Source organism: Breoghania sp. (assembly GCF_030066895.1).
Taxonomy (GTDB): Bacteria; Pseudomonadota; Alphaproteobacteria; order Rhizobiales; family Stappiaceae; genus Breoghania.
This window is the reverse complement of record NZ_JASJAV010000001.1, coordinates 471,774-495,568: the sequence shown is the minus strand read 5'-3', so window position 1 is coordinate 495,568 and position 23,795 is coordinate 471,774. Positions and strand designations below refer to the sequence as shown.

Here is a 23,795-nt window from a genome sequence, read left to right as displayed (position 1 = left end):
CGGGCGGCGCTTTTGAAAACCTGGAGGAACATCATGGTGGGCAGAACGATCAGCAGACGGAAGATGCTTCTCGGCGGAGCCGTCGCGGTGCTCTGGACGGTGGCGCCTATTATTCGGTCAAGGCGGAAACGGATGGATCGTTCGAGGTATCTCATTCGGAAGAAAAATGGCGCAAGCTTCTAACGGACAAGCAGTATGCCGTCCTGCGCGAGGAAGCGACGGAACCGGCCTTCACCAGTCCGCTGAATGATGAAAAGCGTGAGGGAACCTTCCATTGCGCAGGCTGCGACCTGGCGGTGTTCTCATCGAAGGACAAGTTCGACAGCGGGACAGGCTGATCGAGTTTTAAACGGGCCTTGCCCGATGCTGTTGCCTACCGGAAGGATTACAGGCTCTTCTTCGCGTGCACCGAAGAGCATTGCAGTCGGTGCGGCGGGCATCTGGGCCATGTTTTTGATGACGATCCGCCGCCGACCGGCAAGCGGCATTGCATCAACGGTGTGGTTCTGGTCTTCAAACCCGCTTGAGGAACGAATTCTCCCGGCGCGGGAATGGCGTTCCTGTCGCGCTGAGGCTATAAGGCGCGCAAATACCAACGCCAGCGAAAGCACCTCGATATGAGCGGCATCGAAACCCGCACCGTTACCTCAGATGAAGCCGGAATGCGTCTCGACCGGTGGTTCAAGAGCAATTTCCCCGGTCTCGGCTTCGGGCAACTGCAGAAGATCGTCCGCACCGGTCAGGTGCGCGTCGACGGCGGCCGCGCCAAGACCGATACGCGGGTGGCGGCCGGCCAGAAGATCCGCATCCCGCCGCTCGGCGTCGATCCCCGGAAGGTGGAAAAACAGGCGCCGAAAAAGATCTCAGACAACGATCGCGCGGCCATCGAGGCGATGATCCTCTATGAGGACAAGGACCTGATGGTGCTGAACAAGTCCGCCGGTCTGGCGGTGCAGGGCGGGTCCGGCACCAAGCGCCATATCGATGGCATGCTGAGTGCCTTTGCAACGAAGTCGGGCGACAAGCCGCGTCTCGTTCACCGGCTCGACAAGGATACGGCGGGGTGCCTCGTGGTGGCGCGGTCGCGCAAGTCCGCTAAGGCGCTCACCAAGGCGTTTCGTGCGCGCTCGGCCCGCAAGGTCTACTGGGCGCTCGTCAAGGGCGTGCCGAAGCAGCGTCAGGGCAAGATCTCGACCTATCTCGCCTGCGAGGAGCACGGCGAGAAGATGGCGATCGTGCATCACGGGGACGAGGACGCCCAGCACGCGATGACCTTCTATTCGGTGGTCGACAATGCGGGGCCGAATCTCTCCTGGCTGAGCCTGAAACCTGTTACCGGGCGCACCCATCAGCTTCGCGCGCACACCGCCCATATCGGCCATCCGATCATCGGCGATCCGAAATATTTTGATATTGAGAACTGGGAAATGCCGGGTGGCATGCAGAACAAGCTGCATCTGCTGGCCCGTCGGATCATCATTCCGCATCCCACGCGGGGCGGAAAGCTCGACGTCACCGCTCCGCTGCCGCCGCATATGCAGCAGTCGTGGAACCTGCTTGGCTTCGATACGTCCGATTATGATCCGGAAGAGGATGAAGAAGAGGTGTGAGATCCCGGATCTCTGGTCGAGGCACCGTCGTTTTCAGCGCGTCAGCGACCAGCCGACTACCACGACCGACAGGGCGAAACCGGCGGCCACGAGCTTCCAGGCATCCTTGCGACGTTTCAGACCCGGCCACCCGAGCGGGCGGATGATCTGGATGAGCGCAATGAGCGCGAAGAACAGAACGATGGCCTTGGTCACGATTCCCCGCCTGGCTGGAGATCTGTCTGCGGCCGACCAATAGGCGTCCCTGCGGGATGTGTCCAGCGGTGAGGCGGCAGGGCGAACACGGCTCCCGCCCTTGACCGGGGACGGAAAAGCCGCCACATCGGGGCCTCAAGGAACAGCTTCGGCACGCACATGTATCTCATCATATTCGATTGCGACGGCACGCTCGTCGACAGCCAGGACACCATCGTTTCCGGGATGGACGCCGCCTTTTCCGCGGTCGGGCTGGTGCCGCCGCGCGCGGCCTCACTGGGGATCGTGGGGCTCTCGCTGGAAGTGGCAATCGATCGGCTTGTCGAAGACGAGCACCGGCATCTCGTGCCTCAGATGGCGGAGGTCTACCGGGCCTCGAAGATCGCCGAGCGCAAGGTGGGCGGCGGGCTGGATCCGCTTTATCCCGGTGCTCGTGCGGCGATCGATGCGCTTCATGCGCGCGATGACGTGCTTCTGGGCGTTGCCACTGGCAAGGCGTTGCGCGGGGTGGTTCGTATGGTCGAGGTGCACGATCGTCTCGTGACCATCCAGACGGCCGACCGCGCGCCCTCCAAGCCGCATCCGGGCATGATCCTGCAAGCCATGGAAGAGGAGACCGGGGCCTCACCGGAAAATACCGTCATGATCGGCGATACCAGCTATGGCGATACCAGCTATGACGTGGCGATGGCACGCAATGCCGGAGTGACCGGGATGGGCGTTTCCTGGGGCTATCACGACCGCCCGCTTCTGACGCAGGCCGGGGCGGCCACTATTCTTGATGATTTCGCCGATCTGGTGCCGGAACTCGGCCGCAAGTTCGGTTGGCAGATCGAGGGCATCGCATGAGCCGTGAGACTTTCGAAGAGCACGAAGCGCAGGCCGGCAGCGATCCGATACACAAGGCGCAGGAGCTGATGCACCCGGCGCTGCCCAAGCGCTTCTACAAGGACGTGACAGTCGAAGAGCGTGACCAGGGACATGTGGTCCTTCTCGACGCTCGACCAGTCAAGACGCCTGGGAAACTGACCCTCGCGCTGCCTCTGGCCGGTCTGGCGAAGGCGGTGGCCGAGGAATGGCGGGCGCAGGTCGAGGTCATCGATCCCGATACCATGCATCTGACGCGTATCGTCAATTCGGGGATCGAAGCGGTGCCTGCCCGGCACGGGGAAGTCGTCGAGGCGGTGGCCGCTTATGCCGGGTCCGACCTGCTGTGTTATCGCGCCGAAGGCCCGGACCGGCTTGTGGCCCGTCAGACCGATACTTGGGGCCCGGTGCTGGCCTGGGCGGAAAGCGGACTCGGCGCACGCCTCATGCTGGTGGAAGGCATCATGCCGGTCGATCAGCCCGAGGATGCACTCGCCACGGTGCGCGAGGCCGTCGGCCGGTTCGGAGCACTGGAACTGGCCGCGCTTCATACGGTGACGACGCTAACGGGATCCGTCCTTCTGGCGCTGGCGCTTGCCGCCGGTGAGATTGATGCCGACCGAACCTGGGCGGCTGCGCACGTCGATGAGGATTGGAACGCGGAACTGTGGGGGCAGGACGCGGAAGCCATGCAGCATCGGGAATGCAAGCGGGCGGAGTTCGATGCTGCGGTGTTGATTCTGAAGGCGATGGTCGGGCGGCAGGATCCTCGCTGATACGGCGTTCTCGCCGTTTTTCGTGAACGATGCGATTTCGCAGCGTCCTTGCGAGAGGATCGGCACTTTTCTCTATCTATATGATCTTGTAATCAAATTTATTCCATTTCGGATGTTGTCGCCGAGGCCTGATACCCCACATACAAGACTGTATGCAACGACGAGTTGTGCCGTCCGTTTGCCGCTCTGAGCGGCATCCGCGCCGTTCGGGCGAGGATCAGTTTCTCCGACGAATTCCGAAAGGACAAAAGAATGAAGCTCGACTTCACAGGAAAGGTCGCCTTGGTGACGGGGGCGACCAAGGGGATCGGCTTTGCCACGGCAAAGGCGCTCGCAGAGTCCGGGGCCGACGTGATCGTGAACGGCCGCAGCGAGGAGAGCACCTCCGCTGCCGCCGGAAAGATCGGCGCGCGCGGTATCTCGGGGGATCTTTCCTCCGTCGGAGGCTGCGAGCGGTTGGTGAAGTCCATCGAGCACGTCGATCCTCGTCAACAATGCCGGGATCTTCGAGACTTCGGACTTTTTCGAGGGTGATGACGAGGTCTGGGAACAGCACTGGCAGGTCAACGTGATGGGCCCGGTGCGGCTTTGCCGGGCGCTGGTGCCTGCGATGGTGAAGAAGGGCTGGGGCCGGATCATCATGCTGGGTTCGGAATCGTCCTTCAACATTCCCTCCGACATGATTCATTACGGCGTGTCCAAAGCCTCCGACGTCGCATTCGCGCGCGGTCTTGCCAAGCGACTGGTGGGCACGGGCGTGACGGTCAACTCCGTGCTGCAGGGACCGACGCTGAGAGATGGTTTCGCGGCCATCATGGAGGAGGAAATGAAGAAGACGGGCAAGAGCTTGGAAGAGGCAGCCAAGAGCTTCATCATGGCGCACCGTCCGAGCTCGATCATTCAGCGCGCGGCAACGGTGGAAGAGGTCGCCAACATGATCGTCTACGCCTGTTCCGAACAGGCCTCCGCCACCACGGGCGCAAGCCTCCGTGTTGAAGGCGGCGTCATGGATTTTCTCTGAAGTCCGATATTGGTTCGAAAGAATTTGCGCGTTCCCTCTCCGAAGGGCGCGCACGTTTCCTTGTTCCTCACACGTCGAATCGCGGCAAGTGGGAGAAGGCGTCGCGCAAGGCGTCCGACCAGCTGTTTGACAACTGTCTGAAATACGGGTCGTCCTGCTCGATGCGGGTCTGGCGGTTCACCTCCAGCGTATCGCGGTTATAGAGTAGGAGATCGATCGGCATGCCGACGGAGAGGTTGGAGCGCAGTGTTGAATCGGATGAGATCAGCACAAGCTTTGCCGCATCGCCGAGCGTCATGTCGGAACGGGTGACACGGTCCAGGATCGGCCTGCCGTATTTGTGTTCGCCGATCTGGAAGAAGGGCGTGTCGTCGGTCGCCTCGATGAAGTTTCCTGCCGCATAGATCTGGAAGAGGCGAAGGGCCTCCTTGCCGATCTGACCGCCGAGCAGGAAGGAAACGCCGAAATTCTCGCTGTTGGCGGCCAGCGCCTCCCCGTCGATGGTACGGACGTCGCGCACTGCCTGGCCGACCACGCGTGCGACCTGAAAAATGGTCGAGGCGGTCATGATGGTGGGCTGGGAGATCGTTTCGTCGTGGGCGTGCTCGTGCAGCAGCGACACCACGGATTGCGTCACCGCAAGGTTGCCCGCTGCGCACATGGTGATGACGCGGTCGCCCTTTTTTCGAAGATGTGAAGCTTGCGGAACGTGGCGATGTTGTCGAGTCCCGCATTGGTGCGGGTGTCGGCGGCGAATACCAGACCGCGCTCGAGCCGCAACGCGACGCAATAGGTCATTTCCGTTCCTCAGAACGCCCGCGAAGATCAGTTCCCGCTCTGCGCGGCAAGTGGTTGTTATTTCTGTTGCTGTTGCGCGGCACGATCAACGCGAATCTCCACGGCCAGCGCCTCTTGTGCACCGCCCCAGCGTACACCGCGAATCGGAGCCGCGGAACGGGAATCGAGGCCCACCGAAAGGCGTACGTGGTGGTCCGTCGGCGAGATGCCGTTGGAGACGTCGAAGCCTACTCAGCCGAGCTGTTCGATCAGAACCCCCGCCCATGCGTGATGGGCCTCGGAGGATTCGTCGTCCTCCAGAAACAGGTAGCCGGAGACGTAGCGTGCAGGCACGCCCGCATGACGTGCCGCCGCGATGAAGATGTGAGCATGGTCCTGACAGACGCCTTCGCCCGGGTCCAATACCTCGGCCGCAGCCATATGGGGTTCCGTGACGCCGACGCGATAGGTGATCTGATCACGGATTTTGTCCATCAGCTTGTGGAAGCTGGCGACGTCATCCGGTTGGTCGACGAGGGAGGCGAGCTTGCGGATGCCGGCATTTGGATGCGTCAGCTCGGTCTGGCGCAGGTAGACGCGGGGCGGCATCATCTCCGGCAGATGGCCGATCACGCCGTGATTGTCGCGCGTCTCCACCGTGCCCGATGCGGTGATGGTCATGGTGTCGCCAATGCGGCCCTGCGAGATCAGGTGGACCACATTGCCGAAGGCGTCGTTGTAGGCCAGCGCCTTCTCCATGCCCGGGGTCTCGATGTGCCAGTCCAGGATGCTCTGGCAGGTATCGGAGGGCGGGGTGAGGCGCAAGTGCTGAACCGATTGTGAGACCGGTGCGCCATATCGGTAGTGGGTGGAATGGCTGATTTCGATGCGCATCGGTCCGTCCAGCAAGGGCCTGTCGCAGGCTTCATTGGGTGTCAGGTGGAAAGCATCGAGCGGGAAGCCCGGTTCAGGCGAAGTTATAGTTGGTTGCGAGGGCCGTCGTCAGTTTGTTGTTGCACGTAATGAAATTCTGCAGGAATTCGTGCAGCCCGTCGGAGAAGATCGAGTTCATGTCCCCGTTGCGCAAGGTGTCGTAGGTCTCGCGTGCGATATCCATCGAGGGGCTGTGTTCGGCATAAAGCTGCTCCAGCCCAGTCGTGCTCTCGTTCAGCCAGTTGTAGCAATGAAGCAGCGAGCGGGGCATCTCGCGGCGCAGGATCAGGAACTCCGCCACGTGCCAGGGGTTCGGCCGGAGTTGCGGTGGGCGGAGACGGATCTGAGGATCGTCGACCACTGGTAATTGTCCATGCCGCCGCCGATCATCTCGTTTTGCGGCAGGAGCAGGTGGTATTTCACATCGAGAATGCGCGAGGTGTTGTCCGCGCGTTCGATGAAGGCGCCGAACTGGCTGAAATGGAAGGTGTCGTTGCGCAGGCTGGTGCCTAGCATTGCGCCGCGGAACAACATGGAGCGTTCCTTGATCCAGTCGAGTAGGGTCGGCAGCTTGTTGCGCGTCATGTGATGCGGCTTGACGTCGGAGAAAACTCGATCCAGGTGGTGTTGAGGCTCTCCCACATTTCCCGCGTCAAAGCGGTGCGGACGGAACGCGCATTGTCGCGCGCTGTGCGCAGGCAGGAGCGCATGCTCGATGGGTTTTCCCGTCAAACAGCATGTAGTTGACGACGTCGCGCTCGTTCACCTCGTCGTATTTCTGCTTGAAGCCCCAGTCGCATCCGGCGCTGACCAGGGTGGAATTCCAGTCCGCCCTGTGGCCGCCGTTGCTGATGCCGGGAAGCAGTGAGATGCGATAGCTCACATCAAGCAGATGGGCCATATCCTCGGAGCGTCCACATAGCGTGAAAGCCAGGACAGTGAACTGGCGGTACGACCTAGCATGACGCGCCTTTCGTATCTGTCTTATCCATCAATCTTCCAGCACCCAGATATCCTTGGTGCCGCCTCCCTGGCTGGAATTGACGACGAGCGATCCCTTCTTGAGAGCGACGCGGGTGAGCCCGCCGGGCGTGATGCGCACCTTGTCGCCGACAAGAACATAAGGCCGCAGATCCACATGGCGCGGTGCAATGCTTGCGCCGACGAAGGCCGGGCAGGCGGACAGCGCCAATGTCGGCTGCGCGATGTAGTTGCTCGGTTGTGCCTTCAGCTTCTTCACAAAGGCGGCGCGCTCTTTCTTGGATGAGGTGGGCGCCCGACGAGCATGCCGTAACCGCCCACGCCATGGACTTCCTTCACGACCAGCTCTTCCAGGTGCTCGAGCACGTAGGCCAGGCTGTCCTTATCCTCGCATTTCCAGGTCGGGACGTTGTTCAGGATCGGCTTTTCGCCGGTGTAGAACTCGATCACCTCCGGCATGTAGAAGTAAGATCGCCTTGTCGTCGGCGATCCCGGAGCCCGGCGCATTGGTGATGGTCACGTGTCCTGCGCGATAGACGTCGAAAATTCCCGGAACGCCGAGCGTTGAATCGGGGCGGAAGGTGAGGGGATCCAAATAGGCGTCGTCGATGTGGCGGTAGAGCACGTTGACGCGCTCCGACTGGCGCGTGGTGCGCATGTAGAGATAGCCGTCATTGACGAAGAGATCGCGTCCCTCCACCAGTTCCACGCCCATCGTGTCGGCCAGGAAGGCGTGCTCATAGTAGGCGGAGTTGTATATGCCGGGGGTGAGGACCGCGATGGTCGGCGAGCCGTCGCAGGCGGGCGGTGCGACGCTTTCCAGCGTTTCGCGCAACAGTTCCGGATAATGCTCGATCGGTGCTACGCGGTGGCTTTGGAACAGCTCGGGAAACATGTGCATCATCGTTTCCCGGTTCTCCACCATGTAGGAGACGCCTGACGGGGTGCGGGTATTGTCTTCCAGCACGTAGAATTCGTTTTCGGAGACGCGGACGAGATCCGTGCCGATGATGTGGGCATAGACCTGCCGGGCGGGCGTATGGCCGACCATCTCGGGCAGGAACGCCTCGTTCTGAACCACCAGTTCGGAGGGCAGGCGCCGGGCGCGGATGATTTCCTGGCGATGATAGAGATCGTGGATGAGCGCGTTGAGCGCGCACACGCGCTGGTCGATGCCGGCGGAAAGCCTGCACCATTCGCGCGAATCAAGAATGCGGGGAACGATGTCGAAGGGAATGAGGCGTTCGGTTTCCTCGTCGGCGCCATAGACGGCGAAGGTGATGCCGTGGCGGCGGAATATCGTCTCCGCTTCGCTGGAAAGGCGCTTGAGTCTTTGTTGGGAATCTGTTCCAGCCAGTTTTCGAGTTGCCGGTAGGCGGCGCGCGGAGTTCCGTCATTTGTCAGCATCTCGTTGAAAAAGCTCGTGTTGGCCATGAGAGTATGATGTCTCCGTCTCCAAGGTGTCCTTGCGTTAAGAATGCAATACTGGCCGTTTGGTTCGTTCCACTGCGTTAGTTGCCTAAAATCATTGCAAATTCTATCACTCTCGCCAGGGACAAATGTAGCACTGTAAGTGCTCGAAAATTAGGCAAATAAGATGAATTGTGGAGTTCTCAGGGTGCGGCATGTTGCCGATTCCGGCAAACGGCGTGCTTTGCCGGAATCGCCGCGCGTGCTAATAGCCTGCTTCAGAGGAAGGTAGTGGAGGAGTGTCGACGATGAATGAGATCCTGGCGGAGCTCGAGCGGCGGCGGGATGTGGCGCGGTTGGGCGGCGGAGAGCGGCGTATCGAGGCGCAGCACAAGCGCGGAAAACTGACCGCGCGCGAGCGCATTGACATTCTGCTCGATGAGGGATCCTTCGAAGAATACGACATGTTCAAGCAGCATCGCTGCACCGATTTCGGCATGGAGGAGAGCCACATACCGGGCGACGGTGTCGTCACCGGCTGGGGCACGATCAGCGGTCGAACGGTCTATGTCTTCTCCAAAGACTTTACCGTCTTCGGCGGTTCCCTTTCGGAAACCCATGCCCAAAAGATCACCAAGATCCAGGACATGGCCTTGCGCAATCGCGCCCCGATCATCGGTCTGTTCGATGCGGGCGGCGCGCGTATTCAGGAAGGTGTGGCTGCGCTCGGGGGTTACGGCGAGGTCTTCCAGCGCAACGTGACCTCGTCCGGCGTCATCCCGCAGATTTCGCTCATCATGGGACCGTGTGCGGGCGGTGACGTCTATTCGCCCGCCATGACCGATTTCATTTTCATGGTGCGCGATACCTCCCACATGTTCGTCACCGGCCCGGATGTGGTGAAGGCCGTGACGAACGAGACGGTCACAGCGGAGCAACTGGGCGGGGCTTCGATCCACACCACCAAGTCGTCTATCGCCGACGGCGCCTATGACAACGACGTCGACGCGCTACAGCAGATGCGGCGTCTGATCGACTATCTGCCGATGAACAATCTGGCGGACGGTCCGGAGATTTCCGTTGTCGACGATCCGTCGCGCTTTGAGAAGAGCCTGGACACGCTGGTCCCGGCCAATCCGCACAAACCCTACGACATGAAGGAACTGATCTGCAAGGTTCTGGACGAGCGCGATTTCTTCGAGTTGCAGGAGAAGTTCGCCGCCAACATCGTGACAGGCTTCGGGCGCATCGAAGGACGTACGGTGGGGATCGTGGCCAATCAGCCGATGGTGCTGGCGGGCGTGCTCGATTCCGATGCCAGCCGCAAGGCGGCGCGTTTTGTGCGCTTCTGCGATTGCTTCAATATTCCGATCGTCACCTTTGTCGACGTGCCGGGCTTTTTGCCGGGAACGGTGCAGGAATATGGTGGGTTGATCAAGCACGGGGCGAAGCTGCTGTTCGCCTATGCGGAAGCGATCATCCCGAAAGTGACCGTCATCACCCGCAAGGCATATGGCGGCGCCTATGACGTGATGAGTTCCAAGCACATCCGCGGCGATATCAACTATGCCTGGCCGACGGCCGAAATCGCCGTGATGGGGGCCAAGGGCGCGGTGGAGATCCTTTATCGCGCGGAACTCAACGACAAGGAAAAGATCGCTGAGCGGACCAAGGAATACGAGGATCGCTTCGCCAACCCGTTCGTGGCTGCCGAGCGCGGTTATATCGACGAGGTGATCATGCCGCATTCCACGCGGCGGCGGGTTTCCCGGGCGCTGGCAATGTTGCGCACCAAGAAAGACGAGTTACCGTGGAAGAAGCACGACAACATTCCTCTGTAAAATGTCGGCGGGAGGAGAGAGGGAGCGCGGCCTCGTCCTCCTCTCCGCATTCTGTGCGTCAGTCGTACATTTTCAGGATGGTGATCGGCACACAGCGAAACCCGGCGAAGCACTGGCGAGAATCGTTTGAGGGCACGTAGGCGGGCTGGGTGATCTCCATACGCAGACAATAGCCCTTGTCGGCGACGACCCGCTCGTAGGTGTGGGCCCCCGTCGTGACCGTGATTGCGCCTCTATCGCGCACGAGAGCCTGCACTTGTGCACAGGTTAGAGTGTGTGTGTCGGCGCGCGCGTAGGCGGTTCCGGCCTTTGTGCCGAGGGCGGCGGCAGTGAGGAAAAGAAGCGTGCCGACGAAGGGGCTGCGCATTGAATGTCTCCTGTCATGGTCGCGTTGGGTGAGGGGCGGAAATGTTTGGCTTTACTTCCCTTTAGCTCCCCGCCTCGTCGCGCATGGCGGTCGTTGATTTTTTGCTGATAAGCGATCTTCGGCTGTAACACCATGATGCAGGTTACGAAAAAGCGACGTGACGGCATTCAAGGAAGACGACGAAGCGCAGCGCACGACCGTCTTTGCGGAAACTCTTGGAAATAAATAAATGCCTGACGGGGCGCGAGTTTTCTGCATAATCTCGCCATCATGTTCTCATCTGCCAATGTTCTTGTCGTCGAAGACGACCGTGAAATTAGAGCTCTCGTCTCTCGCACCCTGAGCGCTGAGGGATGGTGCGTTACACAGGTTGCTGATGGGCGGGAAATGGATGCCTACCTGAATTCGTCACGCATCGATCTGATCGTTTTGGATGTGATGCTGCCGGGCGAGGACGGGCTGAGCCTGTGCCGTCGTCGGCCATTCCAATTCTCATTGTTTCGGCCCGTGGCGACGACGTCGATCGGGTGGTCGGGCTTGAGATCGGAGCGGATGACTATCTGCCCAAGCCGTTCAATGCGTGCGAGCTTGTCGCTCGGGCGCGGGCGCTTCTGCGTCGAGCGATGCTGTCGGCCAACGAAGTGGTGGTGCGCGGCAAGCGGCTGATCTTCTCCGGATGGACGATGGATACCCGCCAGCGTATCCTGACCAATGTGGACGGCGCGCTGGTCATGCTGACGCCGGCGGAGTTCGATCTGCTGCAGGTACTGGTGGAGCGTGCGGGGTGGGCGCTCAGCCGCGAACAGCTCATCGATTTGACCCAGGGACGCGTTGCCGGTCCCAATGAACGCAGCGTGGACATCCTGATCAGCCGGTTGAGGCGCAAGATGGAAAGCGATACGGGCCAGCCCCGGTTGATCCGTACCGTTCGATCGGGTGGCTACGAGTTCGTCGGTGAGTCCGTGGAGGCTGCCGCGGAATGAGTTTGCGCTTGCCTCTGCCGCGCGGTGTCGCCGGGCGGATGGCCGTTGCGCTCGTTGCGTCTTTGATCGTGATCCACGGGGTTATCTTCCTCTATTTCGCCTTTGGCAGCGGCAAGAGCGAAGACGTGCCCGGTCAGATGCATCGGGTTGCCGCGGCTGTGTGGTTCTCGACCGATTGTCGGGCGAGAACCGCATGAACAGCCTGCAAGCCCTCAACGAAGGTGATCCCGACCTCAATCTGGTTCTGACCGATCAGGAGGTTTCGGGATTCTACTGGTCGGGGCAAGATGTTCCGATCCCCCTTATCGAGGAATTGGGCCCTCAGTTCGATATCGGCCTCTCCACCCAGGAGCGGGTTGACGATACGACCCGGATGGCCTTCCGGCTGGATGACGGCAAGATCCTGCTGGCAACGGGGTTCTCCTGCCGCCGGTGCCAAGCTGGGGCGGCCCTGTGATCGTGACAGGGTTGTTTCCTGCGGTCACTCTCATCGTTCTCATCGGTTGGGCTGCTCACGAGTTGATCCGTCCGCTGCAGCGGCTGGCCGCTGCGGTGGAGCGGTTCGGCAGCGATACGGTGGAGCCGGAAGCTCTGCCGCGTGAAGGTCCAGCGGAAGTCCGCCGCGTGGCCTCTGCTCTCAATCGGATGCAGCACCGGATTGATCATCTTTTGAAAAATCAGGTGCGCATGCTGGCCGCGATCGGTGCGGCTTCGCGCCGATTATGTAGAGGACGATGCCCTCCGGCAGGCCTTCGTCGACAATCTCGACCACATAAATGTGCTGTTGCAGAGCACGCTCACCTATCTGCGCGAGGGGCGCAGCGGCGAGGCGACGGTATCGGTCGATCTGGCGAGCCTGCTGTCGACCGTCAGCGATCAGTTCGCCGATCTCGGTCAGGATCTGCCTTTGGAGGGTGTTTCGGGCCGGGTGCCGGTCGAAGGGAGGCCGTCGGAATTGCTCCGCGTGTTCTCGAATCTGGCCGACAAAGCCTTCAAGCACAGTGGAGACGGCATGATCCGTCTGGTGGTGGAGGACGGTATGGCCCGCGTCGATGTGGTCGATTACTGGCCCGGCATAGCCGATGAGAACAAGACCGCGATGCTGGAGCCTTTTGTGAGCGGTGATGTCGCGCGCAACAAGGACTGGGCCATGGGCTTCGGGCTCGGACTGGCAATCTGCCGGTCGATCGTCTGGGGATACGGCGGCGCGTTCACGCTGCTCGATACGCCTGGCGGCGGATTGACCGTTCGGGTGGAATTGCCGCTTAAACGTAAGTGAGCATGGCGCAAGAGAGGCGGGATTTCCCGCCTCCGGCCCTTCAGGACTGCTCGCGCTCGATGGAGACCGACACGCTACCGGTGGCGATGGGAAGCGGGGCACCGGGTTTGTGCACGCGCACGGCAACCCGTTTGATGCGCTTATCGGCCAGAACGGCGTCCGCGATTGTCTGGGCGAGGCGTTCGATCAGCTTGAACCGACGTCCCATCACGACTTCTTCGACAGTGCGGGTGATGTGCGCGTAGCAGATGGCGTCGTCGTAATTGTCGCTTTCGGCTGCTTTCGACAGGTCTGCCCAGATGGTCAGATCGACGTGAAAGCGCTGGCCGAGGCGCGTTTCTTCGTCATAAACGCCGTGATAGGCGAAGAAGTTCAAATCTTCCAGAATGATGCGGTCCATCGGGGTGCCCGGTACGTGTGGGGGAAAGGCGGGCTTTAGCGCATTGTGCGCTCAAAGGCCAGCGGTGGTCTTGCCTCCCGCGGGACGTCCGCCTTCCTCCGTTCAGAAGAAGTCGTTGAGAAACGGCACCAGAAGCGCGGTCATCAGACCGTTCAGCCCCATTGCAAGACCTGCGAAAGTGCCCGCAAGCGCGTTGTGACGGATTTGGGCGCGAGCGACATCAGCAGGTTGCGCGGTGCGCCAAAGAGCCAGGCGGTGCCGACGGCCGAAACGATGGCGGTTGCGGATCCTGCCGTCAGCGCGAGCATAATGGGAATGACCGCGCGCCGGATTTGCGGAAGGTTGTCCACCAGCGGAATGGCAAGCGCGACCGTGGCCGGTCCGAGCATGAAATGAACGAACTGCGCCCCGCTGAAGTAGGTCTTGTAGTCCGTGCCCGACAGACTGAGCACGAGGACGATGATCGCGGTCGAGATCACGACCGGATTGACGAGCGGGTGACGCTTGGCGCGCAGGGCGATCCAGTCCGCAATCGTGTAGGCGGTAAGGGTGACCGCCAGCCACATCAGCGGCTGTTCGGCGAGATAGACCCAAAGTTTTTCGACATTCACCATGACGGGTCTTCCTCTAGCGCTCGTTCTTGTGGCCGGGAGTGGCGCGCAAGGTCGCCCAGCGGAAAACGATCGCGGTGACCGTCATGGCGAGGATTGTGGAAACGACGACGGAGGCCGCAAGGGCGAGGCTGTGCGCTTCCAGCACATGCACCTGGGTGATGATGCCCACGGAGGCGGGCACGAACATCAGGGCAAGGTTACACAGGATGCCGGTGGCTGCGCCTCGGCATTTTCCGGGACGTTGCCACGAATGCTCAGGCCAACTGCGAGAAGGACAAGGCCGGCGATCGGGCCGGGAAGGGGCAGGCTCAAGAGACGGACGATGATCTCGCCCATGAGCTGGCACAGGAGAAGGATGGTCAGAGCTGCTATCATGAAAGCACGTTTGACGCGTCGGCTGAGCCGCGCGTTTTCATGGTGACGAAACAATTTGGAGGTTGGTGCAAAACCGAACTCGGTTCTACCGTGGATTGCCGCAATGTATAGTCATGCATCCTGGTTGCCGCCATTGCGCCAAATCCCGGAAATTTAGCACAAGGCGCCATGTTTAGATCAACGTCCACCTATCCACCCCTTAATTGCCTGAAGCAAGTTGCCGACAATGTCTGGATTGTCGACGGTCCGACGATTCACTTCAGATTGCCTTGGCCGAAACTGACGTTCGCCACCTGGATGACCGTCGTCCGGCTTTCCAACGGCGACCTGTTCGTCCATTCGCAGACACCGCTCACACCGAAGCTCAGGAGCCAGATGGAGGCGGAAGGTCCGATCCGTCACCTGATCGGCCCCAACCGGATCCACTATTGGTGGTTGCCGGAATGGAGGGCGGCCTTTCCGTCCGAAGACGTCTGGCTTGCCCCTCGCATCCGCGAGCAGGCCGATATGCGTATCGACTTCCCGGCCTTCGAGATCGATACCGATGAAGGGTATCCGTGGGACGCGGATATCGAAACCATTCTTGTCCCCGGCGCCTTCATGAGCGAGGTCGATTTCTTTCATCACCCCAGCCGGACGCTGGTCCTCACCGATCTCATCGAAAATTTCGAGCCGGAAAAGGTGGGAAGCTGGCCGAAGCGCTTGCTCTATCGCCTGGGCGGTGTGCTCGATCCGCACGGCTCCATGCCGTCCGACCTCTGGCGGACCTTCGCGGAAAACAGGGGTGACCTGCGCCATGCGGTGGAGCGGATGATCGCGCTTGATCCGGAACGGGTGATCCTGGCCCACGGGCGCTGGTACGAGCGGGATGGCGCGGTGGAATTGCGCCGCGCCTTCGCCTGGCTGCTCGATTGAGTACGTGGAACGCTTCGTCTTCTCGTCAATGACCGATCGTGCGCGGTTGGCTGCAGGCGTGATGCGTGCATTCCATCTCAAGCGTCGTATGACTGACGTCGAATTCCTGCATCAGCCGGGCCTTCGCCGCCGCCTTGATTTCGTCGGCTCTGGTCCAGCATCCGTCGGCGATGACGAGATGGGCGTCGACCGCATTCTGGTGCTCGTTCATCTGCCACAGGTGAACGTGATGGATATCGGCAACGCCGTCGACGGCGCGCAGGGTTTCCAGCACGGATTCAGCGGCGATATGCGGTGGGCTTCCCAGCATCAGGATGCGGATGACAGGACCGATCTCGACAAATGACTGCCACAGGATGTAGCCGGCGATCATCAAGGTCACGATCGGGTCGATGAGCCGCCAGTCATAGAGCAGAATCAGCGTCCCGGCGAAAATGACGGCGACGGATCCCAGCGCATCGGCAACGTTGTGCAGGAAAGCGGCGCGGATGTTCACGCTGGTCTTCGACATGGTGAAGGTGAGGAGGGCAGTCCCCAGGTCGATCACGAGTGCGACGGCGGCAATGATGATGACAAGCCAGCCGTCGACCACTTCGGACTGAATGAAGCGCAGCATAGCTTCGTAGACGAGATAGAGCCCGACGATGATCAGGCCGGTGTAGTTGATCAGAGCGGCGACAATCTCGATCCGGTCGTAGCCGAAGGTCATCTGTGCATCGGAGGGGCGGCGGGCGATCTTGCGCGCGCCGAAGGCGATGACGAGGGAGATGGAATCGGAGAAATTGTGCAGCGCGTCTGCGATCAGAGCCAGGCTTCTGGCCATGACGCCGCCGATGATCTGGACGACGGTTAGCAGGAAGTTGATGCCGATGGCGAAAGCAATCCGCAAATCGCCGGCATTCGGATCGACGTGATGATGATGGCCATGACCATGCGAATGCGCGTGGCCGGAACAGTGGTCATGCACGTGGTCGTGATCATGCGTGTGGTTGTGGCTCACAGCGGCCTCCTTTGACAGGCGGTTTTGCTTCCCCTGACGCTCTGATTACAAGATGGAGGCGACGTTACACTATTGTCTGCGGTGCCGTTTTCTGTGCGGTCGCACGACGCGAACTTCTGGGCAGCCGTCAGGCCAGACGCCGCGGCTGGTGTCGGGAAATCTGCGGCATGTCTTCGGGCGGGGCAATGCCTTCGGTCAGATCCTCGGCAAAGACGCTTTGACCGCGGCCGTTGCTCTTTGCTGCGTAGAGCGCGTGGTCGGCGGCGGCGAGCAGTGCCGTCTTTTCCGTATCTGCATGACGGGCAATCGCAATTCCGATACTGGCGCCGACATCCGTGGTCGCCTCTTCGTTCACGGAGATCGGGGCGGACATGGCGGCAATTGCCTCGCCGCACAGTGTGGAAAGTCGCAGCCGGTCGACCTGACCGGAGATGAGCGCGATGAACTCGTCGCCCCCGGTGCGAGCCACCAGACCGTTTCCGCCGACAATCTGCGAAAGCCGTTCTCCGACCGTGCGGATGACGATGTCTCCCGCCGCGTGGCCGTAGGTGTCGTTGACGGCCTTGACGCGGTCGAGGTCGAAGGCGAAAATCGCGAAGAGGAGATCGGGAAGTTGCGCGAGCGCCTTGTACAGTGCGGTTTCAAACTGATGGCAGTTGGCGAGTCCCGTCAGATGGTCGTGACTGGCCAGATGTCGGTTGTGCCTTTCGCTCTCCTCAAGACGACGGGAAAGCCTGCCGATCCGGCGCGCCACGAACAGGGCCGCCAGGGCGAGGGTGGTGGCGATGAGCGCGATCAACGGTATGACCGTCGACCAGATCTGACTGCCCGGCTTGTGGGCACGCCAGGTGAAGGTACCCAACGGTTCATTGTCGATTGAGAGGAGCGGCTATCCCGTTTCCGCGGTCGTCTGGCCTGTCGACTGGCCTGGAGTGAAGGCGATGTCCTGGAAACCCAGTTGAGCGTTCAGGTTCTCGGTCAGGGTTGCGTCGATATATTTCGCCGAGACGAGGATCGTCGGCGGGTCGTCGGGCAGGGCGACGGTGCCGTCATCCGGTACGATCGCCATGGCGCTGATCATGGCGGGCCGCCCGTCGACCGTGGCGAAGCCTGTGGCGGACGCCCGGCCTGCGTGGTGGCGACCTTGCGCTGGCCGTATCCACCGGGGATGGAGATGCGGTTTTCCGTGTGCCGGCGGGCGGCTAGTTCGGCGATCAGGCGGACGTCGTGCCCCCCCCCGGGGAGTGTTTTGCCGGAAAAATCGACCTCGTTGCGCCAGGCTTCGGCCAGGACCTTGCCGTCGGCCGCGATGAACCAGGATCGATCGTGGCGGAAGTCGTGCCAAAGAGAGTCCACCATCTCCTCTTGCACGTAGATCTTGTCGAAGGTCAGCACGACGTTGGCGACGGTGCGATCCCAGCGGGCAAGCGTGTGCTGATCGCGCGTTATCAGGAGGAAGCGGCTGCGCAGGGTATTGTCGAAAAGGCGGCGGTCACCGGCCGAGGCTTCCTTGGCGGCGATCTGGGAGGCCAGATAGCCGAGCAGCAGAAGGGACGTGGCCGTTAGGGCAATCAGGCCGCCGAACGCAAGGAAGACAAGTCGGGCGAACCTTGGGGTCTGCCTGCGTTTGGTGTTGATCGTCATGGTGAGAGTGCTCCCCCCTTCGCTGCGGCGCATTACCAGTTTTACCTCGAGCGAAATACTGATGCGGAGCCGTTAATTTTACGTGCGCGGTTGTACTTAAGGGTTGTGCTTGGCGGGGCTTGCAGCTTTTTCGCGTCGCTTCCGTTCAGGACGAACGCGCGAACCATCGATTAGGTGGTTTCCTTGCCTTCCGTATAGTTGCGTGGCGCTTGAAGCGGGCTTACAACGCAGCCTGAGGAGCCGATAACGGGCTGGGAGGTCCAATGTTCGATAAAATCCTGATCGCCAATCGCGGCGAGATCGCATGTCGTGTCATCAAGACGGCGCGGCGCATGGGTATCGCGACTGTGGCGGTCTATTCGGATGCGGATGCGGACGCGCTGCATGTGGAAATGGCCGATGAGGCGGTTCATATCGGCCCGGCGGTCGCCGCCGAAAGCTATCTCGTCATCGACAAGATCATAGCCGCGTGCAAGCAGGCGGGTGCCCAGGCCGTTCATCCGGGATACGGCTTCCTGTCGGAGCGTGCGGAATTCGCCGAAGCGCTGGCGGCCAACGGCACCGTCTTCATCGGGCCGAACAAGCGTGCCATCAAGGCGATGGGCGACAAGATCGAATCGAAGAAATTCGCCAACGAGGCCAAGGTTTCCACGGTGCCGGGTTATCTCGGCGTGATCGAGAGCTTGGAAGAAGCGGTTCAGGTTGCCTCCGAGATCGGTTATCCCGTGATGATCAAAGCGTCTGCGGGCGGCGGCGGCAAGGGCATGCGCGTCGCCTGGAGCGAGAAGGAGACCCATGAGGGGTTTGAGCGCGCGCGCTCTGAAGCTGCTTCTTTCTTCGACGATAACCGGGTTTTCATCGAGAAGTTCATCGAGAACCCGCGTCACATCGAAATTCAGGTGATCGGCGACAAGCACGGCAACGTCATCTATCTGGGTGAACGCGAATGCTCGATCCAGCGGCGTAACCAGAAGGTCATCGAGGAAGCGCCGTCGCCGTTGCTCGATGAAGAGACCCGCCGGAAGATGGGTGAGCAGGCCGTCGCTCTGGCGAAAGCCGTCGATTATGACAGCGCGGGTACGGTGGAATTCGTCGCCGGGCAGGACAAGAGCTTCTATTTTCTGGAGATGAATACCCGTCTTCAGGTGGAGCATCCGGTCACCGAACTCATCACCGGCATCGATTTGGTGGAGCAGATGATCCGGGTTGCGGCAGGCGAAAAGCTGTCGATCGCGCAGGATGACGTAACGTTGTCCGGATGGGCGGTGGAAAGCCGCATCTACGCCGAAGATCCGTTCCGCAACTTCCTTCCCTCCATCGGCCGGCTCGTGCATTACCGCCCGCCCGCCGAGAAGTCCCATGTCGGCATGACAGTGCGCAACGATACCGGGGTCGTGGAAGGCTCCGAGATCTCGATGTTCTACGATCCGATGGTCGCCAAGCTGATCACGCACGCGTCGACCCGCGCAGACGCGATCAAGGCGATGGGGCTGGCGCTCGATCAGTTCGTCATCGACGGTATCGGCCACAACATCCCGTTCCTCGCGGCGCTGATGAAACATCCGCGCTGGCGTTCGGGGGAGCTTGCCACTAGCTTCATCGCTGACGAGTACCCGGAGGGGTTCGTCCCCGTCGAGCCGACCCATGCGGATCATGTGGTTCTGGCTGCCGTTGCGCTTTCCATGGAGGTCGTGCGCAAGGATCGGCTGACCGGACGCCTGCGGCCGCATTCCGGCAAGCTTCGGCGCGAATGGGTGGTGAAGATCGACGGCGAATATATCGATGTCGGGTTGGCGGAAGGTTATCCCGATCTGCCGGTTGAAATCGACGTAACCATCGAAGGGCAGACCTTCCCGGTGACCAGTGACTGGGTGCCGGGCGATCTGCTATGGAAGGGCCGTGTCGGCAGTGAAGTGGTCGCCGTCCAGGTGCGTGCGGTCGAAAACGGCTGGAAACTGGACTGGCAGGGCTGTTCGACGGAAGTTCACGTCATGCTGCCGCAGATGGCGGAACTCGATCGGCTGATGCCGGAGAAGGTGCCGGCCGACACGTCCAAGATGCTGCTTTGCCCGATGCCGGGGCTCGTTGTTTCCATTCACGTGGAAGAGGGCGAAACGGTCAGCGCGGGGCAGAGGCTTGCCATCGTGGAAGCGATGAAGATGGAAAACGTTCTGGTAGCGGAGCGCGAGGTCAAGGTTTCCACGATCAAGGTGGGGCCGGGAGACAGTCTCGCGGTCGATGCCGTGATCATGGAATTTGAATGATCTCAACCCTGTCTGGCGATAGTTGCGGGCGTGCCGTTCTGTTCGATCTGGACGGCACGCTGACTGATCCCTTTCCCGGTATTACCCGCTCCTTCCAATATGCCCTGGAATGCATGGGCGTGGAGGACGTCCCCGATGCGGATGACCTGCGGTACATCGGGCCGCCGCTTTCCAACAGTTTTGCGGTGCTGCTCGGCAAGGACGATCCGCAGCGGATTCAAGAAGCAATCGGTCACTATCGCGTGCGCTACGGCGAGACGGGATTGTTCGAAAATCAGGTGATCGACGGCGTCCGCGAGGTTCTGAGCGCATTGCAGGACCGCGGTCATGCGCTTTTATGTGGCGACCTCGAAACTGCTCGAACGGCGGTCCGGATCGTGGAGCATTTCGATCTGGCGGACTATTTCTCCGGCATTTACGTTCTCCGGCATTTACGGCGCCCGTCCCGATGGCAGTCTGGATTCAAAGTCCAAGTTGATCGGGTATCTCCTGCGCGAAGAAAAGGTCGATGCGTTGCAAAGCATCATGATCGGTGATCGCAAGCACGATCTTGTCGGCGTGCGCGCCAATGCCGTCGCGGTGATTGGAGTGACTTACGGCTACGGGTCTCGCGAGGAACTGCAAGCCGAAAAGCCGATGGCGATCGCCGACATCCGACCGAGGTCGGGGATCTGGTCGTGGAATGGAGCGCAAACGCGACGCCCGTCTGATCGATGCGGATAGAGCGGGAGGCCGGCCATGAACGCCAATGACGAGCCCGAGATGCGCGCCGTGCACGTCCTCATCAGCGGACGTGTGCAAGGTGCGGGCTATCGCGCCTGGTGTGCTGACAAGGCTCGAGCATTAGAGCTTTTCGGCTGGGTGCGTAATCTGCGCTCCGGTGAGGTGGAGGCGGTCTTTTCCGGCAGGTCGGAGAGTGTGGAGGCGATGCTGGCCGCTGCTTTCGAAGGCCCCGGTTGGGCGCGCGTCTTTGGTGTTCGAATGCTGGGCGAGGCTGGCCTCGTCGGTGGAGCGTTCGAGGTGTGCCGCTCCGAGTAGCGGGCGATATATATCTATGGTTTCGCGGGCTCAGGTGCGCTCAGCCAAACTTCCAGGGTGTCTTGCGGGATCTGGAAACGGCTCGATGTGATGTGCCTCAGGCCTATTTTCGGCGCTTGTCCGTCCACCTCATCCACTTCCTGCTCCAGAAGTTCCGCCGCCTTCAGCGCACTTTCCTGAGAAAATCGGACCTCGTTGAAGCCGCGGGCGTTTGCCGTCCACTTTCCTCCATTCGAGGTGTCTTGAACATTCCAGCTCAACGCGGCCAGTTTGGCTGCAGTCTCGCGTACGGCGTCCCGCTTCAAAGGTGTTGCGAACTGGATGAACACCTTGAAGGCGCTGCGGTCGATGGCGGGCTTCGGCAATGCCGGTGGAGAGGGGCGTTTGGCCTTGGCCGCAGTTTCCGGCGCACTTGTCACTGCGCTTGCAACCACCATGGGACCGAGATGGGTATTGGCCGCGATCTTGAGGTTGGATTCGCAGGGGTTCCAGGCCTTGATCAGACAGATGGCCGGCGGCAGGATGTTCAAGGTCGGCATAATGGCGGCAACGAACAGGCATTCGGTGTAGGCCATGACGATGATCAGGACGAACCAGGACAACACCATTTGTTGCAGGGCGTTGCTAAGAATCTGGCGGATCAGAATTAGCACAAGACCGAAGGCGAGAATATAGATTCCCGCAATCATTGCGGAATCCAGGTCGACTGCCCACGACATGAAAATTGTTGCCGCGGCCAGTGCCGCGAGGCCTGCCATGATGGGAAGTATGAACCTCTTGTCCGCCTTGAAGGTGGTCGTGAGAATGTCTATCGGCGTCATGACAGTCCAGAAAGGCTATGGGAAAACTTCAGAAGGAAATGAATGCCGCTGCTCTAAACAGAAAATGACGTTAGGGAAAGTATTTAAAGTATCTGATGAGGTCTTGGAACGGACGTTCCTGCCCTTAGAAACCTCTCCGGAACCGTGTCAGGCCGAGATCGTCTCGCCGAAAATCTCTTCGAATTCGCCGCGCATGATCGAATCTACCTCCGCCATGGTGACGGGGAGGCCTAGATTCACCAGGCTGGTCGCGCCGTGGTCGGAGATGCCGCAGGGCACGATACCGGAGAAATGTTCCAGCTCCGGCTCCACGTTCAGACTGATTCCGTGGAGCGTGACCCATTTGCGCACCCGGATGCCGATTGCGGCGATCTTGTCTTCCGCATCCAGCGCTTTTTCCGGTCGGCGAACCCATACGCCGACGCGGTCATTCCGGCGCTCACCGCGCACGTGAAACTGCCAGAGCGTCTGGATCAGCCACTCCTCCAGCCCGGCGACAAAGGCGCGCACGTCCTGCTTGCGGCGCTTGAGGTCCAGCATCACGTAGGCAACCCGCTGGCCGGGCCCGTGATAGGTGTACTGGCCGCCGCGCCCGGTATTAAAGACGGGGAAACGGTCGGGACTTACAAGGTCTTCTTCATGCGCACTCGTACCGGCGGTGTAGAGAGGTGGGTGCTCCAGCAGCCATACGCGCTCCGGCGCGCTGCCCTCCGCGATAGCCGCGGCGCGCGCTTCCATGGCGGCAAGAGCCTTCGGGTATTCGACCAGTTCGTCCTCGACATGCCATTCCACCGGGCCTGAGCCGGGCTGCGGCAGCATCGACACGGTCAGGGAATCGCGCGTCTCATGGGTCATGCATTAATACCTGTTAACCATCGAGTAACGCCTGGCTGGCAAGGTTTTGTTAACGACCCGAAACCGGGTATCTGTTTTCCCGTCTTGAGGTTGCCACAGGGGAAGCGTACACTCCATGTCTCTTGAGCGCCTTCATAGGCCCGGATCGTTTGTATGACCAGCGTAGACAAGATTTCCGTCCATATCTCCGTCGTGCTCGGGCGTGCGGAGATGCCGATCCATTAGCGCATGGGCCGCGGCGCGGTGATCGAGCTCGACGTTTCCGAGGACGACGACGTGGAGATTCTCGCCAATGACATCCCTGTCGCGCGCGGTCAGGTGGTGCTTCGCGGGGACCGGATCGGCATCTCGATTACCGAGGTTTTGATCCGCTCGCCGGAATTCCGTCCACAGCCTGAGAATGTCCGTATCTGATTTTCCCCAAATGCTTCTTGAACAGGGGCAGGGGGTTTGATACATGGTCCTCCGCCGAGGGTTCGCCCCCGGCTTCAGTCACATGCGGTCGTGGCGGAATTGGTAGACGCGCAGCGTTGAGGTCGCTGTGGGGTAAAACCCGTGGAAGTTCGAGTCTTCTCGACCGCACCACTCTTCACCTGTCCCGATATCGGGTGAAGCATCCGGATGAAGCGAGCATTCGGTGTTCGTTTTGGAAAGCGGCGGCCCTTGGGTCGCTTTTTTTGTTTTCCGCCAATACGCCTTCTTTTCGAAAATCGACATTCCAGCACTCATCAGCATGAAAAGGCTGTTCCTTAAGCGCCGATAATTTCGTAGCTTTTGCGGGTTGCTCCCGTACCTGTGCGACGCGTACCGGCACGCTCATCCCAACCGC

General features: G+C 60.7%; 28 protein-coding genes, 1 tRNA gene and 6 pseudogenes. 17 read left to right on the top strand and 18 right to left on the bottom strand.

Annotated elements, in window-relative coordinates; all coding sequences use genetic code 11:
* Window positions 1-33: 33 nt before the first annotated feature.
* Both msrB and QNJ43_RS02790 read left to right on the top strand, forming a co-directional pair.
* Window positions 34-527, top strand: a pseudogene (msrB, locus tag QNJ43_RS02795) (peptide-methionine (R)-S-oxide reductase MsrB).
* Between the two features lie 90 nt (window positions 528-617).
* Window positions 618-1,610: an RluA family pseudouridine synthase gene (locus tag QNJ43_RS02790; protein ID WP_300467184.1), complete on the top strand. Its 993-nt coding sequence runs from the start codon at window positions 618-620 to the stop codon at window positions 1,608-1,610.
* Window positions 1,611-1,643: 33 nt separating this feature from the next.
* Here QNJ43_RS02790 and QNJ43_RS02785 read toward each other — a convergent pair whose 3' ends face one another.
* Complete coding sequence (locus tag QNJ43_RS02785) at window positions 1,644-1,805, bottom strand: hypothetical protein (RefSeq protein WP_300467182.1); 162 nt, start codon at window positions 1,803-1,805, stop codon at window positions 1,644-1,646.
* 159 nt (window positions 1,806-1,964) lie between these two features.
* Here QNJ43_RS02785 and QNJ43_RS02780 point away from each other — a divergent pair, with 159 nt between their 5' ends.
* From QNJ43_RS02780 to QNJ43_RS02770, 3 genes and pseudogenes are all read left to right on the top strand, one after another.
* Window positions 1,965-2,654, top strand: a complete 690-nt coding sequence (locus QNJ43_RS02780) for an HAD-IA family hydrolase (protein ID WP_300467180.1) — start codon at window positions 1,965-1,967, stop codon at window positions 2,652-2,654.
* The gene (locus QNJ43_RS02775; protein WP_300467178.1) at window positions 2,651-3,448 is read left to right on the top strand and encodes an ATP12 family protein; all 798 of its coding nucleotides are present in this window, start codon (window positions 2,651-2,653) and stop codon (window positions 3,446-3,448) included. Before QNJ43_RS02780 ends, QNJ43_RS02775 begins: the two co-directional genes overlap by 4 nt.
* 252 nt (window positions 3,449-3,700) lie before the next feature.
* Window positions 3,701-4,469: pseudogene (locus QNJ43_RS02770) on the top strand (SDR family oxidoreductase).
* 67 nt (window positions 4,470-4,536) lie between these two features.
* Here QNJ43_RS02770 and QNJ43_RS02765 read toward each other — a convergent pair.
* From QNJ43_RS02765 to QNJ43_RS02740, 6 genes and pseudogenes are all read right to left on the bottom strand, one after another.
* Window positions 4,537-5,267: pseudogene (locus QNJ43_RS02765) on the bottom strand (peptidase).
* A 231-nt stretch (window positions 5,268-5,498) separates the two neighbouring features.
* Entirely contained in the window at window positions 5,499-6,155 is a 657-nt protein-coding gene (locus QNJ43_RS02760) for a transglutaminase family protein (RefSeq protein WP_300467176.1), read from the bottom strand.
* A gap of 58 nt (window positions 6,156-6,213) precedes the next feature.
* Window positions 6,214-6,480 carry an alpha-E domain-containing protein gene (locus QNJ43_RS02755; protein WP_300467174.1) on the bottom strand — a complete coding sequence of 89 codons (267 nt, stop codon included), beginning with the start codon at window positions 6,478-6,480 and terminating at the stop codon, window positions 6,214-6,216.
* Entirely contained in the window at window positions 6,465-6,764 is a 300-nt protein-coding gene (locus QNJ43_RS02750) for an alpha-E domain-containing protein (protein WP_300467172.1), read from the bottom strand. Before QNJ43_RS02750 ends, QNJ43_RS02755 begins: the two co-directional genes overlap by 16 nt.
* A pseudogene (locus QNJ43_RS02745) lies at window positions 6,761-7,080 on the bottom strand (alpha-E domain-containing protein). Before QNJ43_RS02745 ends, QNJ43_RS02750 begins: the two are co-directional and overlap by 4 nt.
* A 90-nt stretch (window positions 7,081-7,170) precedes the next feature.
* Window positions 7,171-8,478, bottom strand: a pseudogene (locus QNJ43_RS02740) (circularly permuted type 2 ATP-grasp protein); the annotation flags it as partial.
* Window positions 8,479-8,878: 400 nt separating this feature from the next.
* Between QNJ43_RS02740 and QNJ43_RS02735 the strand changes: the two are divergent.
* Window positions 8,879-10,411 carry an acyl-CoA carboxylase subunit beta gene (locus QNJ43_RS02735; protein WP_300467294.1) on the top strand — a complete coding sequence of 511 codons (1,533 nt, stop codon included), beginning with the start codon at window positions 8,879-8,881 and terminating at the stop codon, window positions 10,409-10,411.
* A gap of 58 nt (window positions 10,412-10,469) precedes the next feature.
* Here the strand turns inward: QNJ43_RS02735 and QNJ43_RS02730 are convergent, their stop codons facing one another.
* Window positions 10,470-10,778 carry a hypothetical protein gene (locus QNJ43_RS02730; protein ID WP_300467170.1) on the bottom strand — a complete coding sequence of 103 codons (309 nt, stop codon included), beginning with the start codon at window positions 10,776-10,778 and terminating at the stop codon, window positions 10,470-10,472.
* Between the two features lie 270 nt (window positions 10,779-11,048).
* On the opposite strand from QNJ43_RS02730, the pseudogene QNJ43_RS02725 reads away from it, so the two are divergent.
* The 4 genes and pseudogenes from QNJ43_RS02725 (at window position 11,049) to QNJ43_RS02710 (ending at window position 13,040) form a co-directional block, all read left to right on the top strand.
* Window positions 11,049-11,761 (top strand): annotated as a pseudogene (locus tag QNJ43_RS02725) (response regulator).
* On the top strand, window positions 11,758-11,958 hold the full coding sequence (locus tag QNJ43_RS02720; protein ID WP_300467168.1) for a hypothetical protein: 201 nt from the start codon (window positions 11,758-11,760) through the stop codon (window positions 11,956-11,958). The pseudogene QNJ43_RS02725 and the gene QNJ43_RS02720 overlap by 4 nt, the downstream one beginning before the upstream one ends.
* A complete protein-coding gene (locus QNJ43_RS02715) occupies window positions 11,955-12,218 on the top strand; it encodes a hypothetical protein (protein ID WP_300467166.1) in 264 nt (87 codons plus the stop codon). The genes QNJ43_RS02720 and QNJ43_RS02715 overlap by 4 nt, the downstream gene beginning before the upstream one ends.
* A gap of 246 nt (window positions 12,219-12,464) precedes the next feature.
* Window positions 12,465-13,040 (top strand): HAMP domain-containing sensor histidine kinase, encoded by a 576-nt coding sequence (locus QNJ43_RS02710; protein WP_300467164.1) that lies wholly within the window; start codon window positions 12,465-12,467, stop codon window positions 13,038-13,040.
* 40 nt (window positions 13,041-13,080) lie between these two features.
* On the opposite strand, the gene folB is transcribed toward QNJ43_RS02710, so the two are convergent.
* The 4 genes from folB to QNJ43_RS02690 all read right to left on the bottom strand — a co-directional run bounded on the left by folB (window position 13,081) and on the right by QNJ43_RS02690 (window position 14,429).
* The gene (gene folB / locus QNJ43_RS02705; RefSeq protein WP_300467162.1) at window positions 13,081-13,440 is read right to left on the bottom strand and encodes a dihydroneopterin aldolase; all 360 of its coding nucleotides are present in this window, start codon (window positions 13,438-13,440) and stop codon (window positions 13,081-13,083) included.
* A gap of 152 nt (window positions 13,441-13,592) precedes the next feature.
* On the bottom strand, window positions 13,593-14,054 hold the full coding sequence (locus tag QNJ43_RS02700; protein ID WP_300467160.1) for an LrgB family protein: 462 nt from the start codon (window positions 14,052-14,054) through the stop codon (window positions 13,593-13,595).
* A gap of 13 nt (window positions 14,055-14,067) precedes the next feature.
* A complete protein-coding gene (locus QNJ43_RS02695) occupies window positions 14,068-14,235 on the bottom strand; it encodes a CidA/LrgA family protein (RefSeq protein ID WP_300467158.1) in 168 nt (55 codons plus the stop codon).
* Between the two features lie 5 nt (window positions 14,236-14,240).
* Entirely contained in the window at window positions 14,241-14,429 is a 189-nt protein-coding gene (locus tag QNJ43_RS02690; protein ID WP_300467156.1) for a CidA/LrgA family protein, read from the bottom strand.
* Between the two features lie 297 nt (window positions 14,430-14,726).
* Here QNJ43_RS02690 and QNJ43_RS02685 point away from each other — a divergent pair, with 297 nt between their 5' ends.
* Window positions 14,727-15,344, top strand: coding sequence for a DUF4336 domain-containing protein (locus QNJ43_RS02685; RefSeq protein WP_346432821.1), 618 nt, complete (start codon window positions 14,727-14,729; stop codon window positions 15,342-15,344).
* A 25-nt stretch (window positions 15,345-15,369) separates the two neighbouring features.
* On the opposite strand, the gene QNJ43_RS02680 is transcribed toward QNJ43_RS02685, so the two are convergent.
* The 4 genes from QNJ43_RS02680 to QNJ43_RS02665 form a co-directional block, all read right to left on the bottom strand.
* Window positions 15,370-16,311, bottom strand: a complete 942-nt coding sequence (locus QNJ43_RS02680) for a cation diffusion facilitator family transporter (RefSeq protein WP_346432834.1) — start codon at window positions 16,309-16,311, stop codon at window positions 15,370-15,372.
* A 160-nt stretch (window positions 16,312-16,471) separates the two neighbouring features.
* Window positions 16,472-17,206, bottom strand: a complete 735-nt coding sequence (locus tag QNJ43_RS02675; protein ID WP_300467149.1) for a GGDEF domain-containing protein — start codon at window positions 17,204-17,206, stop codon at window positions 16,472-16,474.
* Window positions 17,207-17,233: 27 nt separating this feature from the next.
* Window positions 17,234-17,503, bottom strand: coding sequence for a CHASE4 domain-containing protein (locus QNJ43_RS02670; protein ID WP_300467292.1), 270 nt, complete (start codon window positions 17,501-17,503; stop codon window positions 17,234-17,236).
* Window positions 17,422-18,021: a CHASE4 domain-containing protein gene (locus QNJ43_RS02665; protein ID WP_300467147.1), complete on the bottom strand. Its 600-nt coding sequence runs from the start codon at window positions 18,019-18,021 to the stop codon at window positions 17,422-17,424. Before QNJ43_RS02665 ends, QNJ43_RS02670 begins: the two co-directional genes overlap by 82 nt.
* Before the next feature lie 230 nt (window positions 18,022-18,251).
* On the opposite strand from QNJ43_RS02665, the gene QNJ43_RS02660 reads away from it, so the two are divergent.
* The 4 genes from QNJ43_RS02660 to QNJ43_RS02645 are packed head-to-tail and all read left to right on the top strand — an operon-like array spanning window position 18,252 to window position 21,290.
* The gene (locus QNJ43_RS02660) at window positions 18,252-20,252 is read left to right on the top strand and encodes an acetyl/propionyl/methylcrotonyl-CoA carboxylase subunit alpha (RefSeq protein WP_300467145.1); all 2,001 of its coding nucleotides are present in this window, start codon (window positions 18,252-18,254) and stop codon (window positions 20,250-20,252) included.
* Window positions 20,249-20,788 carry an HAD hydrolase-like protein gene (locus QNJ43_RS02655; RefSeq protein WP_300467143.1) on the top strand — a complete coding sequence of 180 codons (540 nt, stop codon included), beginning with the start codon at window positions 20,249-20,251 and terminating at the stop codon, window positions 20,786-20,788. Before QNJ43_RS02660 ends, QNJ43_RS02655 begins: the two co-directional genes overlap by 4 nt.
* Window positions 20,778-20,975, top strand: coding sequence for a hypothetical protein (locus QNJ43_RS02650; RefSeq protein ID WP_346432833.1), 198 nt, complete (start codon window positions 20,778-20,780; stop codon window positions 20,973-20,975). The genes QNJ43_RS02655 and QNJ43_RS02650 overlap by 11 nt, the downstream gene beginning before the upstream one ends.
* 15 nt (window positions 20,976-20,990) lie before the next feature.
* On the top strand, window positions 20,991-21,290 hold the full coding sequence (locus QNJ43_RS02645) for an acylphosphatase (protein ID WP_300467139.1): 300 nt from the start codon (window positions 20,991-20,993) through the stop codon (window positions 21,288-21,290).
* 14 nt (window positions 21,291-21,304) lie between these two features.
* On the opposite strand, the gene QNJ43_RS02640 is transcribed toward QNJ43_RS02645, so the two are convergent.
* On the bottom strand, window positions 21,305-22,111 hold the full coding sequence (locus QNJ43_RS02640; RefSeq protein WP_300467137.1) for a hypothetical protein: 807 nt from the start codon (window positions 22,109-22,111) through the stop codon (window positions 21,305-21,307).
* A 147-nt stretch (window positions 22,112-22,258) separates the two neighbouring features.
* A complete protein-coding gene (lipB, locus tag QNJ43_RS02635; RefSeq protein WP_300467135.1) occupies window positions 22,259-22,966 on the bottom strand; it encodes a lipoyl(octanoyl) transferase LipB in 708 nt (235 codons plus the stop codon).
* A 228-nt stretch (window positions 22,967-23,194) separates the two neighbouring features.
* Between lipB and QNJ43_RS02630 the strand changes: the two genes are divergently transcribed.
* Window positions 23,195-23,380 carry a FliM/FliN family flagellar motor switch protein gene (locus QNJ43_RS02630; RefSeq protein WP_300467133.1) on the top strand — a complete coding sequence of 62 codons (186 nt, stop codon included), beginning with the start codon at window positions 23,195-23,197 and terminating at the stop codon, window positions 23,378-23,380.
* A gap of 84 nt (window positions 23,381-23,464) precedes the next feature.
* Window positions 23,465-23,551: transfer RNA gene (locus QNJ43_RS02625), tRNA-Leu, on the top strand.
* Window positions 23,552-23,795 lie beyond the last annotated feature (244 nt).

Excerpts from the sequence above, each read along its gene's own strand:
- QNJ43_RS02790 (WP_300467184.1), top strand. The coding sequence starts at position 618 with ATGAGCGGCATCGAAACCCGCACCGTTACCTCAGATGAAGCCGGAATG.
- QNJ43_RS02780 (WP_300467180.1), top strand. The coding sequence starts at position 1,965 with ATGTATCTCATCATATTCGATTGCGACGGCACGCTCGTCGACAGCCAG.
- QNJ43_RS02775 (WP_300467178.1), top strand. The coding sequence starts at position 2,651 with ATGAGCCGTGAGACTTTCGAAGAGCACGAAGCGCAGGCCGGCAGCGAT.
- QNJ43_RS02750 (WP_300467172.1), bottom strand. The coding sequence starts at position 6,764 with ATGACGCGCAACAAGCTGCCGACCCTACTCGACTGGATCAAGGAACGC.
- QNJ43_RS02735 (WP_300467294.1), top strand. The coding sequence starts at position 8,879 with ATGAATGAGATCCTGGCGGAGCTCGAGCGGCGGCGGGATGTGGCGCGG.
- QNJ43_RS02730 (WP_300467170.1), bottom strand. The coding sequence starts at position 10,778 with ATGCGCAGCCCCTTCGTCGGCACGCTTCTTTTCCTCACTGCCGCCGCC.
- QNJ43_RS02720 (WP_300467168.1), top strand. The coding sequence starts at position 11,758 with ATGAGTTTGCGCTTGCCTCTGCCGCGCGGTGTCGCCGGGCGGATGGCC.
- QNJ43_RS02715 (WP_300467166.1), top strand. The coding sequence starts at position 11,955 with ATGAACAGCCTGCAAGCCCTCAACGAAGGTGATCCCGACCTCAATCTG.
- folB (WP_300467162.1), bottom strand. The coding sequence starts at position 13,440 with ATGGACCGCATCATTCTGGAAGATTTGAACTTCTTCGCCTATCACGGC.
- QNJ43_RS02700 (WP_300467160.1), bottom strand. The coding sequence starts at position 14,054 with ATGGTGAATGTCGAAAAACTTTGGGTCTATCTCGCCGAACAGCCGCTG.
- QNJ43_RS02690 (WP_300467156.1), bottom strand. The coding sequence starts at position 14,429 with ATGATAGCAGCTCTGACCATCCTTCTCCTGTGCCAGCTCATGGGCGAG.
- QNJ43_RS02685 (WP_346432821.1), top strand. The coding sequence starts at position 14,727 with ATGACCGTCGTCCGGCTTTCCAACGGCGACCTGTTCGTCCATTCGCAG.
- QNJ43_RS02665 (WP_300467147.1), bottom strand. The coding sequence starts at position 18,021 with ATGCGCCGCAGCGAAGGGGGGAGCACTCTCACCATGACGATCAACACC.
- QNJ43_RS02660 (WP_300467145.1), top strand. The coding sequence starts at position 18,252 with ATGTTCGATAAAATCCTGATCGCCAATCGCGGCGAGATCGCATGTCGT.
- QNJ43_RS02655 (WP_300467143.1), top strand. The coding sequence starts at position 20,249 with ATGATCTCAACCCTGTCTGGCGATAGTTGCGGGCGTGCCGTTCTGTTC.
- QNJ43_RS02650 (WP_346432833.1), top strand. The coding sequence starts at position 20,778 with ATGATCGGTGATCGCAAGCACGATCTTGTCGGCGTGCGCGCCAATGCC.
- QNJ43_RS02645 (WP_300467139.1), top strand. The coding sequence starts at position 20,991 with ATGAACGCCAATGACGAGCCCGAGATGCGCGCCGTGCACGTCCTCATC.
- QNJ43_RS02640 (WP_300467137.1), bottom strand. The coding sequence starts at position 22,111 with ATGACGCCGATAGACATTCTCACGACCACCTTCAAGGCGGACAAGAGG.
- lipB (WP_300467135.1), bottom strand. The coding sequence starts at position 22,966 with ATGACCCATGAGACGCGCGATTCCCTGACCGTGTCGATGCTGCCGCAG.
- QNJ43_RS02630 (WP_300467133.1), top strand. The coding sequence starts at position 23,195 with ATGGGCCGCGGCGCGGTGATCGAGCTCGACGTTTCCGAGGACGACGAC.